This window comes from Vibrio sp. YIC-376 (assembly GCF_052353105.1).
Taxonomy (GTDB): Bacteria; Pseudomonadota; Gammaproteobacteria; order Enterobacterales; family Vibrionaceae; genus Vibrio.
Genome location: NZ_JBBWFK010000001.1, coordinates 258154 through 271990, shown reverse-complemented (window position 1 = coordinate 271990; position 13837 = coordinate 258154). Strand labels below are relative to the sequence as shown.

12 protein-coding genes are annotated in these 13837 nt (G+C 43.4%); 7 read left to right on the top strand and 5 right to left on the bottom strand.

Features of this window, described 5'->3' with window-relative positions:
- Positions 1-13: 13 nt before the first annotated feature.
- Positions 14-838, bottom strand: coding sequence for a 4,5-DOPA dioxygenase extradiol (gene ygiD, locus WJM94_RS01195; protein WP_444492416.1), 825 nt, complete (start codon positions 836-838; stop codon positions 14-16).
- Between the two features lie 144 nt (positions 839-982).
- Between ygiD and WJM94_RS01190 the strand changes: the two genes are divergently transcribed.
- Entirely contained in the window at positions 983-1885 is a 903-nt protein-coding gene (locus WJM94_RS01190; RefSeq protein WP_444492415.1) for a LysR substrate-binding domain-containing protein, read from the top strand.
- A 50-nt stretch (positions 1886-1935) separates the two neighbouring features.
- Here the strand turns inward: WJM94_RS01190 and WJM94_RS01185 are convergent, their stop codons facing one another.
- Together WJM94_RS01185 and ydiJ are read right to left on the bottom strand one after the other, a co-directional pair.
- Positions 1936-2397 (bottom strand): methyltransferase family protein, encoded by a 462-nt coding sequence (locus WJM94_RS01185; protein WP_444492414.1) that lies wholly within the window; start codon positions 2395-2397, stop codon positions 1936-1938.
- 81 nt (positions 2398-2478) lie between these two features.
- Complete coding sequence (gene ydiJ, locus WJM94_RS01180) at positions 2479-5514, bottom strand: D-2-hydroxyglutarate dehydrogenase YdiJ (protein WP_444492413.1); 3036 nt, start codon at positions 5512-5514, stop codon at positions 2479-2481.
- Between the two features lie 585 nt (positions 5515-6099).
- Between ydiJ and WJM94_RS01175 the strand changes: the two genes are divergently transcribed.
- The 6 genes from WJM94_RS01175 to WJM94_RS01150 all read left to right on the top strand — a co-directional run bounded on the left by WJM94_RS01175 (position 6100) and on the right by WJM94_RS01150 (position 11205).
- Positions 6100-6795, top strand: a complete 696-nt coding sequence (locus tag WJM94_RS01175) for a DUF2786 domain-containing protein (protein ID WP_444492412.1) — start codon at positions 6100-6102, stop codon at positions 6793-6795.
- Between the two features lie 211 nt (positions 6796-7006).
- Positions 7007-7675, top strand: a complete 669-nt coding sequence (locus WJM94_RS01170; protein ID WP_444492411.1) for an OmpA family protein — start codon at positions 7007-7009, stop codon at positions 7673-7675.
- A gap of 74 nt (positions 7676-7749) precedes the next feature.
- Complete coding sequence (locus tag WJM94_RS01165; protein WP_444492410.1) at positions 7750-8718, top strand: J domain-containing protein; 969 nt, start codon at positions 7750-7752, stop codon at positions 8716-8718.
- A 176-nt stretch (positions 8719-8894) separates the two neighbouring features.
- Positions 8895-9080 (top strand): hypothetical protein, encoded by a 186-nt coding sequence (locus WJM94_RS01160; protein WP_444492409.1) that lies wholly within the window; start codon positions 8895-8897, stop codon positions 9078-9080.
- 411 nt (positions 9081-9491) lie between these two features.
- Positions 9492-9884 carry a SulA-like leucine-rich domain-containing protein gene (locus WJM94_RS01155; protein ID WP_444492408.1) on the top strand — a complete coding sequence of 131 codons (393 nt, stop codon included), beginning with the start codon at positions 9492-9494 and terminating at the stop codon, positions 9882-9884.
- A 217-nt stretch (positions 9885-10101) separates the two neighbouring features.
- Positions 10102-11205 carry a phosphoribosylaminoimidazolesuccinocarboxamide synthase gene (locus tag WJM94_RS01150; protein ID WP_444492407.1) on the top strand — a complete coding sequence of 368 codons (1104 nt, stop codon included), beginning with the start codon at positions 10102-10104 and terminating at the stop codon, positions 11203-11205.
- A gap of 82 nt (positions 11206-11287) precedes the next feature.
- Here the strand turns inward: WJM94_RS01150 and WJM94_RS01145 are convergent, their stop codons facing one another.
- Together WJM94_RS01145 and WJM94_RS01140 are read right to left on the bottom strand one after the other, a co-directional pair.
- Positions 11288-12961, bottom strand: coding sequence for an alkaline phosphatase D family protein (locus tag WJM94_RS01145; RefSeq protein WP_444492406.1), 1674 nt, complete (start codon positions 12959-12961; stop codon positions 11288-11290).
- Between the two features lie 385 nt (positions 12962-13346).
- Positions 13347-13724, bottom strand: coding sequence for a transporter (locus tag WJM94_RS01140; protein ID WP_444492405.1), 378 nt, complete (start codon positions 13722-13724; stop codon positions 13347-13349).
- Between the last annotated feature and the right edge of the window lie 113 nt (positions 13725-13837).

Below are 13837 nucleotides of genomic sequence, written 5' to 3'. Positions count from 1 at the left end.
ATCCCTCCAAAAATTAAGAACCGTTAAAAACGAATGAGCGCATCGAAATAGAACCTAACTCGACCCCTTCCGAGGTATAAACGAGCTCATCTTTGAGGCTTGATGCCCCTGCAATCGTCAATGCAGGCGCGTAATGTTCGAATGTCGGGTTTGCCATACGCATAAGACTTCCCATCGATGCGACATCCGCCAGCGATGCAAAATCGCGTTTGTTTAGCTGCTCAGCGACGTACTGATCAAACTCAATCGCCCAATCATGTGGTTTACCATCAAACTGTAAAGCCCTTAAGTTATGAACAATATTGCCTGAGCCAAGAATCAGCACGCCTCGGTTACGTAATTCCGCTAGTTTTTTTCCTATGCTCAAATGCCAGTTCATGTCTTTAGTGATATCAATTGATAACTGAAAAACTGGTACATCGGCGGCTGGAAACAGTGAGTTCAATACTGACCATGCTCCATGATCTAATCCCCAGGTATCATCGGTTTGCACATGATGATCCGACAATAACGCTGCGACTTCTTTAGCGAGCTGCGGGTGCCCAGGAGCCGGGTACTGTTTTTCATACAAGGCATCAGGGAAGCCATAAAAGTCATGGATAGTGCGAGGTAGTGCAGAAACATCAACCAACGTACTTCCCTGTGTCATCCAGTGAGCAGAAACCACCAGAATCGCTTGAGGTCTTGGCAGCGTGCGTCCAAGTTCAGCCCAACTACGTGTGAATTCATTATCCTCAATAACGTTCATTGGGGAACCATGCCCAAGAAATACCACCGGCATTCTTGGTGAAGCTTTCAATCTGTCTTTTAGCTTTTGAAGTGAGGACATAACGCTCATCGCTCTTCCCTTATATTTTCAGTACCACAACATTGTGGCTCGTTTTAACTTGGTATGGGAAAAGTATGTACCTCAACCACTTTCAATACAATGACGATTATGTAGAATGATAAACCACAATATGTTCTAAATAAGGTCAATAACGTGGACTTAATTGATGGCTTAAAAGCGTTTGTAGCAACGGCTCAAACTGGTTCTTTTACCGAAGCTGCGCAGCGGTTGGGCGTATCTAACCGCATCACGTCAAAATACGTTGCGCAGTTAGAAGAGAAAATCGGCGCTCAGTTATTGCAGAGAACCACTCGAAAGGTAGGTCTAACGCCTACAGGCCAAGAGCTGCTAGCACGGGCCCCTACTCTGTTAGATGAGCTTGATGATCTTCTTGGCGCGATATCTGAAGAGTCGAAAGGCCTGACTGGGGTCCTTCGCATATCAGCACCGTTAACCTTTGGTGAGATTTACATTACCGGTCTACTTAGCCGCTTCTCTGCGCTTCACCCGGAACTCTCTGTCGACCTGCGTTTAAGCGATACTTATGTTGATTTAGCAAAAGAGGGAATTGATTTGGCATTTCGCATTGGTCTTCCTGACACCGCAACGCTTAAGGTGAGGAAACTTGGTGAAATCACAAGTTGTGTCGTCGCTTCCCCTGATTATCTTGCCCAAAGAGGAACGCCAAAGACACCTCGAGAACTGAGCGATCATTTTTGCATCATTGATACAAACCGCAGAAATTTCAATAAATGGTTGTTTTACAAAGGTAAGGAAGAAATATCTGTGGTTCCGGACAGAAACTTGATGGTGAACAGCGCGCGTATTGCTAAAGACTGGGCGATAGACGGTCGAGGAATTGCCATATGTCCGGATTTCGTTTTACAGCAAGACCTCGAAAGCGGTCGACTCGTAAGACTCTTTGAAGAGTGCAGTATGAACACCCACCCTATTAATGCGGTCTATCTGGAAGGGAATGTCGTCCCAAGAAAAGTCAGAGCGCTCATCGACTTCTTAGTAGAAGAGTTTGCCCAAAGACCACCAGGGACAATGTAGACAAACTCAATTCACACTGGGCACATGAAGAAAATGGGCGAAGACCGCTGTTATATCCAGCGACGTACCCGATTTTTATATTTCAGGTATTCTTCGCCAAACAACCTTTCTAACACGCGCTCTTCTGGTTTTATTTGGTATCTGTTCATATAAGACACAAACAGCGCACCACAAATAAACACGCTCAGATGTTGCCACCACAACCCTAACGCAATGATCAGAAGCAGCAGAGCGACGTACATTGGATTGCGCGTATAAGCAAAGACACCGGTATTCACTACGGATGTAGCAGACTCCGGTTTAACCGGGTTCACGGTTGTCTTGACTTTACGAAACTCATAGACTCCCGCAATGCCAACATATCCCGATAACAGCGTTAAAGTGGAGACAACAAATTCGACAAAAGGTACTCTGATCATAAAATTCGGTGTGAGTCCTTTCAGGCAGTACATCAGTAAAACCACCAGTAAGAATACAGCAACAGGTGGAACTCTAAGTTCAAGCTTTCTCAAGGTTCAAATCCTTTGAAGTCTTAAGTTGATTGTTCGATAAAAAGCCCAGCAAAACTGGGCTTTTATTTTCATAATGGTTAGTTATATAAGTGTCAGCAACGCTTGAACTGGATGCTTAGGCTTGGTTCCTTCAAAGCGTTTTACTTGGCTTCGGCAAGAATACCCAGTAATTAAGCATCTCTCATTGTCCAACTTATCTAAGTTTGGTTTCCAGCTCAGGTTGTAAATATCTTTCGACATCGACAACTTATCAACTTCATGGCCAAACGTCCCTGCCATACCACAACAGCCAACAGGTACGGTATTAAGCACCCCACCAAAGTGAGCAAAAATAGCGCCCCACTCTTTTTCTGCATTTGGCATTTTGGTCTTTTCTGTACAATGTGCGAACAGATACCAAGGTTCTTGTTGAGTAGACTCTATCGAAACGAAATTCTCCAGTCTTGGATATAGCCACTCATGAGCCGTCAGCACATCAAATTCACCGCGCTTCTCGCCCAGAACTTCGTTGTATTCGTCTCGGTAGCAAAGCACCAACGCTGGGTCAACACCAACCATTGGAATGCCCAAATCCGCAACCAAAGATAAAAACTTCGCAGTATCCATCGCTGTTTCAGAGAATTTACGTAAAAAGCCTTTAATATGCTGAGCTTTACCATTTGGTTTAAATGGCAGCAGAACCGGATTCATTCCCAGCTTTCTAGCCAGCTTTACAAAATCTTCCACGACTTCGGCATCGTAATAACTGGTAAACGGGTCTTGAACAATCAGAACGTGTTTACTCTTCTGTTCCGAAGACAGTCCAGACAAGACATTGAGGTCATAAGCGGTAGTCAGAGACTCAACACGCTTTTGCAGGGTAGGCACAGACAGTAAAGGTGCATCCACATAGCCAACTGTCGATGCAGTCAGACTTTTCACCCAAGATTGCTTCAACACACCATTTACAACGCCAGGCGCTTTTGCCATCAGCGGTAACATCGTTTCAATGTTGGCAACTAAGTAGTCTTTCGCTGGACGCTGATAGCGCGAGTGGTAAATGTTCAGGAATCGAGAGCGGAAACTTGGCACATCGACTTTGATCGGACATTGGCTGGCACACGCTTTACAAGCCAGACAACCATTCATAGCTTCATAGACTTCATGAGAGAAATCATATTCGTGGCGACGGTTAATAGAATGGCGAACACGGTCGATCATCGTTTTGATTGACGTTTTATTTTCCAGAGTCTGCTTCTCAAGGTCGAGAATATCGATGCCTTGTTCGGTCAACTGACGCAACCACTCACGTACTAATCCAGCACGGCCTTTTGGAGAATGGCGACGATCCGCAGTAACCTTCATTGACGGACACATCGGAGAGCTGGTTTCATAGTTAAAACACAAACCGTTGCCGTTACATTCCATCGCTTGTTTGAAGCTGTCACGAACTTGAACATCAATTTGACGATCGAAGTAACCACGTTTGGTGTCGGTGACTTTCACTAACTCTGCATTGCTGTTCAGCGGTGTACAGATTTTACCCGGGTTCATCTTGTTGTGCGGATCGAATGCTGCTTTTACGCGTCTCAGTTCGGTAAACAGCTCTTCGCCAAAGAACTCAGGCCCGTATTCTGAGCGGAAACCTTTACCGTGTTCACCCCACATCAGGCCACCGTATTTAGACACAAGCTTAACGACTTCGTCCGAGAGTTCATGCATCAACGCTTCTTGTTGAGGATCACAGAGATCCAGTGCTGGGCGAACGTGTAATACACCCGCATCAACGTGGCCAAACATACCGTAGTTAAGTGACTTTCCGTCCAGTAGATCGCGGAAATCAGCAATAAAGTCCGCTAAGTTTTCTGGTGGAACACAGGTATCTTCAGCAAACGGTACTGGTTTGGCACGACCTTTTGCTGCACCAAGCAGACCCACCGCTTTTTTACGCATGTTGTAAATGCGGCCAATGCTCGCCAAATCATCACAGACTTGGTAACCAATGATACCTGCCTCTTCACTTTCGAGCATCGTATCGATTTTGGCGGTTAACGCGGCGACTTGTGACGCGATCTCTTCTTCGTCCTCACCCGCGTATTCCACAATGTTGATACCAAGCATTTCTTTGTCTGGTACATCAGTGATTAAATCGCTAACCGTATGCCAAACAATGTCTTGTTTAGCCAGGTTAAGAACTTTCGAGTCAACCGTTTCTACAGACATTGCATTCGCTTGCACCATAAGTGGCGCATTTCTCAACGCAGAGTCAAAACTGTTGTATTTTACGTTAACCAACGTACGTACTTTAGGAATACGAGTCAGGTTCAATTTGGCTTCAGTAATGAAAGCAAGTGAGCCTTCGGCACCACACAATACACGAGTGATATCAAAACTATCATCGTCTTCATTGAGAGCGTTCTTCAGATCATAACCGGTTAAGAAGCGGTTTAAAGGCGGGAATTTATCGTTGATTTGTTGGCGTTTTTCTCGACAGACCGATTCCGTCACGTTGAGTGCGGTTGCCGCAAACTCGCCCTCTTTTGGATAACCATGAGACAAATCTGACTCTAAAATCGAACCGTCAGCGAACACGGCTTGCAGTGACAATACATGATCAGACGTTTTACCATATTTCAACGATCCCTGACCAGAGGCGTCAGTGTTCACCATTCCGCCAATGGTGGCACGGTTACTGGTTGATAAATCCGGAGAGAAGAAATAACCGAACGGGCGCACCGCATCATTCAACTGGTCCTTAATAACGCCAGTCTGAACACGAACCCAGCCTTCATCTTCATTAATTTCGAGTATTTTGTTCATGTGGCGAGACAAATCAACCACAATGCCTTTGGTCAGAGACTGGCCATTTGTACCAGTACCACCACCACGAGGTGAAAAAGTGATTCGTTCGTACTTTTCTTGATTGCTCAGTTTACCTATTAGCGCAACGTCTTGAGTCGTTTTAGGATGGACAACAGCCTGAGGAAGCTGTTGGTAGACACTGTTGTCAGTAGCCACCGCTAGTCGGCTTGAATATTGGCTTTCTATATCGCCTGTGAATCCAGCTTGTTCAAGCTCTTTTAAAAAAATCAGAACAAGAGGGTCGACGTCAGTTTGCGAGTGTAATCTTGGTAACATTTGCTTCCTGCCCCTACGACGCTGATCCTATCAGCTGCGGGTTATCTAATTATTTTACTCAATCCTCAGGCTGCTTTTCGATAGAGTCTCGAGACAAGCAGTGGAGTTAGAGTGGAGTGATTTTCTTCGGGTTTGATCACTTTACAACATTTGAAAAAGCGATTAAATCAGAATCTCAATTCAATATTTAAACTTATGCTTTATTTTTTGACTCTTAATCCCTTACTTTGAAACAGAAATGGCCTTTCTGTATGAGCTTTAAGTCGCTGAAGTCGAGAATCCAGATGATATCTTGGAAGCTACAGGTAAAGAGTTGGCAGTCAAACAGCTCAGAGTTCCCTCTCCTAAAGATGATACCTACGACTTGCTAAACCAGTTGGGCAGTTAGGTTTGTAACATCACCACCTTTCTTATTCTTTTCAGGTGTCTTTGTTCTGACTTGTGAAAACGTCCTCAAAACACCTAGCTTCGGACTATCAGAGGCCATTTTTATCCGCACTAAAATGCGCATCGTATTTCGTTTTTACGTCAAAAAAGGTAATATGTCTGACTTCGTTAATTTTCTGCTTTCGTTACTGGTTGTCGATGGATAAACAAAAAGCTCTGAAAAAAATCGCCAAGTGTTTAGAACTGGGTAACTCTGCCAACGTCAATGAGGCTGCAAATGCCATCAAGATGGCGCACCGTTTGATGCTCAAATATGGTCTGCATAAAGACGATATCGAGTTTATCAAGATGGGGAAAACACAATCTTCCCATCTTTTACCGGCAAACATAAGTTCTACAATATTGCGCGTGATTCGTGGCATCAATACCAAATTTGGCGTTGAAGCGGTTCTTCTGAATCACAAAGGGCTTAAACGCGTCGAATTTATCGGTGAAGCTGATCGCGCAATTTTCGCAGCGTTCGCGTTCGATATTATCTATCGTGAAATGAACGAAAGTACTGGTCAGTTCCGCAATAGTTTTGCTGGCAGTGGCACCTCTTCTCTGGAAGTTACTCGTCGTGTTAACTCGTTTGTTTCTGGCTGGGTAGAAGGCGCGATTGAAAAACTGCCTGTTATCTCTCCAGATGAAGAGTCGGCAAACAAAATCAATGACTATATCGATAAGGAATTCAAAAACATCGACAGAGAGACCTTCAAGAAGCAGCTCAGAGAAGCTATGAAAAATCTGACTGCAGACTATGAAGTAGGTTTAAAAAAAGGTCGAAAAGTTTCCGTCAGCCGCGGGGTCGGTGGCAAGCAAGCTAGGAAGATGCTGGGAAATCACTCAGAATAAGTGTCTAAAACGGTCAAATAACTTTAACTGCGTAGCAAACTCCTAAAGATTATTTGGCCGTAAACCCCTTATGTCTTATTAAGTAAGAGAATTCTTACAATTTTCAGGTTCCATATTACTTTCGCCTAACAAACATCAACAAAAACTGCTTAATAATCTAACTCTAATTCTAAAGCAGCGTTTCGCCTCACTTTTATACGGAGATTTTCCCTTGAAAAAGCTGTCTGTTGCACTTGCGCTAGTGCTAGCTCTAACTGGCTGTCAAGCCACTCAACGTCAAAACGCCACTACTGGTGAATACGAAACTAACTCAACCACTCTAGGTGCCCTAACTGGTGCTGTTGCTGGCGCCGCAATCGGGTTAGCAACTGGTGATAATGCGAAAGAACGCCGTCAGCGTGCTCTGATTGGTGCTGCTGCTGGTGGCGCAACAGGTGCAGGTATCGGTTACTACTTTGACCAGCAAGAAGCGGCTCTACGCAAAGAGTTGCTAAACTCTGGCGTACAAGTACAGCGAGTTGGCGAAAACCAGCTTCTACTTCGCATGGAAAATGGCATCGGCTTTGCTTCTGACTCTTACCAGCTAGATTATGGCATCCACAATACACTTCGTGGTGTTGCTCGCATTCTTGTTGAATACCCAGATACAAGCCTTGTGATTGATGGATACACCGACAGCACTGGCAGTGAATCACACAACCAATCTCTATCTGAAAACCGTGCAGAATCGGTACGTCAGTTCCTGGTACAACAAAATGTTGCTGCTGGCCGTGCAATTGCACGTGGCTATGGTGAGCGTAACCCTCTTTGCTCGAACCAAACAGCAGAAGGTCGTGCGTGTAACCGCCGTGTTGAAATTCAAATCTTGCCTCTGAAATAATTTAAGAGCACCATAAGGTAATTATAAAAATTACTGGAGCAGGCCTAGATAGAACTTCTAGGCCTGACATATCAATGTCTTTCAGACACTTTGTCCTTTGCTTAACCTTAAGCGCTAGCCTCTCTGGCAACGTATTCGCCACTCAAATACCAGCCTCCCCTGCGAAACAATTTGAACTCGCTACGCAACTCGCAAAAAGCACAGAGTCAGAGTCTTTATCAAAAGTTCGCGACTTATTAGAACAGTCTGCAAACCAAGGCTTCATACCCGCGCAAAAACAGTTAGCAAAAGATTTGATTCAAGGGTTAAACGGTTCAGTCTCCTATTCTCAGGCAATCTACTGGCTTACTTCGATAGCAGTGGATGACCCGGCAGATCACGGTTATTTACTCGCCAACTTTTTACAAAGCCATCAACACGGCATCTCGACCGATGACGTAATCGAGGCATGGTATCAACTCGCCGCCAAGAAAAACAAAGAGGCAGAAGTAGCTTACCACCATTTCCTGGAGCAACGCTTTAACCAGTTACGGGCCAAACAGATCTCTGAGATCGATGAGTTAGATAAAAGAGCGGAAAAAGAAGTGATCCCGCAAAACTACTTGGACAAAGAGAATACATTGCTAACTGTACCGTTTCTGGCTATCGGTATCTCAGGCCTACTACTTGGCGCTGGTTTGCTCAGTTATAGAATGCACAAACAAAATCGTGAACATCTATCAGTTCAAGACGCAAACCAAACACAAAGGCTTAGCTCAAAAATAAAAGAACTGGAAAGCATCAATAATCAGCTAAAACGCCAATTAGAAAAGGTCTTTAAAGAGTATAAGAAAACAAAAACTGAATCAGACCACCGTACATTAGAGCTTGCCTGTGCGATGTTCGGTTACACTCTGCAGTCGATTCCTGAAGCTCAAGCGATAAAACTGCGTTATCGTCAACTGTGCCGGATCTATCATCCAGATTCGCGCGGCAATGAAGAAGAAATGAAGCGTCTAAATCAGGCTTTAAAAACCATCACACAAAATGTAACAAAACAGTAAAAACAACAGAAAACTCAGAATCGACAATCCCTGAACCCCTATAAATAGTGACCTGCAATCGATTTCCCTCTCAATTTAATTAACAGACATTTAACTTTCATCTCTTATTTATGTCATAATGCTCTGTGAAAAATAGCACCTAAAGACCCGAATTATTCTAGGTGGGGAGAAAATCAATGTTCACTGTAGAAGGCACCTGCGATTGGTGTAAAAAAACTGCTCTTATCACTCGTCATGACTATTTAGATGGTAAACATAACCACTCGTGCAAATCTTGTTATGACATGGCGAAAATTGATGTTCGCCTATTCAACCAAGGTGAATTGCAAATGCTTCAGCGAATGACTCAACACACAAGTTGAGTAAGAGAGCAAATCAACGGAACTGATTTTTTAAGGCGCCTTTATTAAAGGCGCTTTTTTGTTGTATTTTTTCGCCCACTTCCACTTGCTATCAACACGATTTCGCACTCCATTCATTTCCAATTACCTGTATACCCCTCGAAAAAGCACTGTATAAGTCATCCGATTAATACTGTACGTACACTGGTTACTCTCACTGTATACAGTTTAAATACTGCCGGTCACCTCACATTTTGCAACCTGTATCATACATATCAAAATTCATAATAAATGACTATATATCAACAACTTAAATAATATCACTAACTCTTTATAGAAAACCTGTCGCCACAATTTATATAAAAACAAGTTGATCGGTCATCAAAAACAAACTACTGTATAAGCATACAGCATGTATAAAGGAACAGTAAGATGCAGCTACACGGTCAAACTCAAACATACTCACGTTACAATGTACTCGCACAAGCTACTCAACCTATGGACGTTTCTGATCAGCTTCTGTCTAAGCTAGCTGTACTTTCACAGCAGAAACAATGGATCTTATTTACTTCCGAGTGTCCTCGTCCCAATTTTGACCAGCTCACTGCTTCCAATATTTGTTGTAAAAACGTCATTCAGATGAAGCCTTCTCAACAGCTTTCTGAAGTCCAAATTGTAATTAAAGCGATTCGTTCAGGTAACGCCAGTGCGGTCGTCGCGTCTAACGACATTGCTCCAATGAATCAATCCATGTTGCGTGACATTGGCCAGCGTTATCAATGTGAAGTCTTTTTCGTCGAAGGCAGATTAAACCAGTATCACTAACAAGATCGACGTTATCCATCCTGCATCTAGCCTCCTTTTACAGGGGGCATTTTTTTACCTTCGACTAAGAGAATTAATAAATTAAGCAAACGTTTGCTTTTTCTCTGGCGAGTTAAAATAGTTCTGGTATGATGCCCACATTCGATTTATTCAGCTGGTAATCTTCGCTGAATATCTTCTCTTTATGACGTTTGATTAAGATGATAGGAATGTCGCAATGAGCCTTGCTAATCAAGTACTTGCCGTCAATGACGACCTGCCAATTCGCACTCACAAACCCGTTCACAGCGGTAAAGTTCGTTCAGTTTACTGGTTAACTGAAGAAGACAGCGCCCGACTGATCAAAGAAAAAGGATACGATGTAGCCCCAGACGCGCCACTGGCGATTATGGTTATCAGCGATCGTATTTCTGCTTTTGATTGTATTTGGCATGGTGAAGGTGGTCTTAAAGGTGTGCCAGGTAAAGGCGCTGCATTAAACGCGATCTCTAACCACTGGTTTAAGCTTTTTAAAGACAACGGCTTGGCTGACAGCCACATTCTAGATATTCCTCACCCGTTTGTTTGGATCGTACAGAAAGCAAAACCAGTTAAAATCGAAGCAATTTGCCGTAAATACATCACTGGTTCAATGTGGCGTGCATACGCAAACGGTGAGCGCGAGTTCTGTGGAATTCAGCTTCCTGAAGGCCTTGAAAAAGACAAAGCGCTTCCAGAGCTATTGATGACACCTTCTACAAAAGGCATTTTAAAAGGTATTCCGGGCGTACCTGAAGCGGATGATGTTAACATCACACGCCAAAACATCGCGGATAACTTTGAAGCATTTAACTTCTCAAGTGCAGAAGACATCGCACTGTATGAAAAGCTATTGAAAGAAGGCTTTAACGTTATCAGCAATGCACTAGAAGCTATTGACCAGATCTTCGTAGATACCAAGTTCGAGTTCGGCTATGTCCAAGATGCAGCTGGTAATGAAAAACTGATTTACATGGATGAAGTGGGCACGCCAGATTCTTCTCGTATTTGGGATGCCAAAGAATACCAAGCAGGCAATATCGTTGAAAACTCGAAGGAAGGTTTCCGTCAGTTCCTGTTGAACCACTTCCCTGACCCAGATATTTTGCTGAACAAAGAACGCATGCCTGAGCGTGAAGCGCTTGCTCGTGACAATGAACTGCCAGTTGAGTCTTTGATGGACATTTCAAAAACTTATCTGGGCATTGCAGAAAAGATTATTGGCAAACCAATTGTTCTGAGCGAAAACCCGAAAGCCGAGATCATTGATGTTCTAAGCAAAGAATATGGATTGATCGACTAACATTTTCGATATTCCTCAGAACTGTTCTGATAGTAAAAGTCCGCATTCAAGCGGACTTTTTTCTATCTATTTATCAGAGGAATTAGCTGAGGTCCAACGTAACACCGTCGCTCGTCGACACTGATTTCGTCGTGACTTGATACTCTTTTTCTTTGATAGTAGACACGAAATACCAGGTGGATTGAGCCTTTTCAGGAGTAAAAGTCACTCTCATAAATCCACGCTGCTTAATGTCTGCCCACTGTAACTCTGAAACCAAAAGCGGCAAGGTGTATTCCATCTGAGCAATTGCTACTGGATCCAGTTCTAAATACTCTTCTAGACCCGGAGAGCTGACTGAGTTTGTTGCAAACTCAACTCCTACAGGGTCCCCAGAAATGTCATGTAACGCACTCGTCCACGCATTGTGCGTATCACCCGCCAAACATACAAAGTTACCACTGCTTGCTTTTGCTAATTGGTAAACTTTTTCACGCTCTACATAATAACCATCCCACGCATCCAGGTTATAAGGTAGAGAAACCGTATCTGAACTTGGGTCAGTGAGATAATTCGTGATAGCGGTATTTACTGCAAGTAAAGCCTCGTTTTTTTGTTCCTCAGTAGCAGTAAAAAGTTGGAACATCGCTGTCATGACGGAGCTAGGTAACTCCATTTTAGCCATCAGAACTTGTTGCCCCAATACATTCCATTTCGCATCGTGAGTATTGAACTCATTAATCAACCAAGCAAGCTGATCCGTACCCAACAGTTCTCTGTCCACACTACGAGACTCGGCCACTAAGCCCGCAATTGCTTCCATACTTGGCTCACTCAATGAAAAGTAATCCAAAGGTTCATCACGACCAACTAGGCGTGTGTCGAGCATCATCAAGTTCACTAAGTTGCCAAAAGAAAACTGACGGTAAATCAACATGCTCGAATAGCTATTTTCTCTGACAGGCAACCACTCTAACCATGCAGCTGCGGCGGCGGCACGTCGTTCAGAAAAGCTACCTTCGTCATCTTGATGGTTCTCTGCGCCCTCTTTCCATGCATCGTTCGCGAGTTCATGGTCATCCCATACGGCAATCATTGGTAACTTCGCATGCAAAGCCTGAAGATCGGTATCTTGGCGATACTGAGCATATCGTTTTCGGTAGTCATCTAACGTAATGCATTCCGTGCCTTTACTTGCGACTCTGTCTAACGCTTCAGCATCTTCGCTGGCATAACCACCAGCGCCATATTCATAGATGTAATCACCTAAATGAAGTACCACATCAAATGCCGTTTCTTCGTGCTGATTTAAAATCTCGCGATAGACATTGAAATATCCTGCTGGATAATTCGCGCATGAAACAACAGCCATTGATGCTTTTTCTACGCTTTCATCAGGCAATGTCTTAGTCTCTCCAACTCCACTCATAATCTCACCGACCATAAAGCGATAATAGTAATGAGCATTTGGATTGAGGTTTTGAACGTCGACTTTTACCGTAAAGTCCCGGCTCGTGTCTGTGGTAAAGACACCACTTTGCACTATATCCGAAAAATCCGCGTCTGAAGCGACTTGCCAAGTCACATCCACATAACTGCTTTCAGTAGTGACACGCGTCCAAATGATAACTTGAGTTTGAGTCGGGTCGCCACTGGCAACACCATAATCAAATGTTACGACTTCGGACTCGGAACTATCGCTGCCACAACCGATCAATCCGGTAGCAACTGCGGTTGAAGAGACAACTTTGATAAAATCTCGTCGAGACAAAGACATACTAACTTCCTTTATTTTTGTTTATTAATTTGTTCCCAACTGACTCCGTGAGCGAGAATCACCTATCTTATTGGTTAATAAGAGATATTGTTTCTAACGTACACGACCGATACTCAGATCAAATCAGTTACACCAAAATTATAAGTTAGATGCTAGTTGTGACATTTGCATTGCTATTTTCTACAAATCTTTTACATTTAGTGCATATACTCTATATGAATCACGCTTTATAAAATGAGAAGTGTCATCACTGTGGATGCGAGTTGTAGTTGTACTCAGGCGAGAAGATAGTGGGGAGTTATTGGAGCAATAAAAAAGCGACCCACATACTGATCGCTTTAATATCCAACGCTTAACGCAGCTTATACGCATCAAGCTTATGGAGTTATAGTTTTATATTAAGTATGTCTTGTTCTGCGGTTTCCACTTTCAGGTGGCTTCGAGATTCGATGTACTCAATCTGTTTTGAGTCCAGCGAATACGGCATAACAACACGTAACTCGTCTATTCCCTCATCTTTTGCTATTCGAGTTAACTCTACAAGATTGGACTCATCACTATGGCGTGATGACAACGCTTTTAGCGCTGCATCCCACAATCGATCTTCAGGCTTACTTAATTCAGCCAGGTTCTTTTTCCACATCAAACCAAACATCGGAGCAATCGTGGCAAACGCATCTAAGAAGGTCCACTTCTTACTTGCCGTCGCCCCTAAGAAGCTGGTGTAGTCGAATTCAATGCATGTTTTTTCTTGTTGATTCACTTTATGCTCCGACATTCGAAATGAGATACACCAAATATCGTTCAACTGTTTTGATATAGCAATGGGATATAAAAGATTAATCTTTTATGCCCAAATTTACATACAAAAAGAAA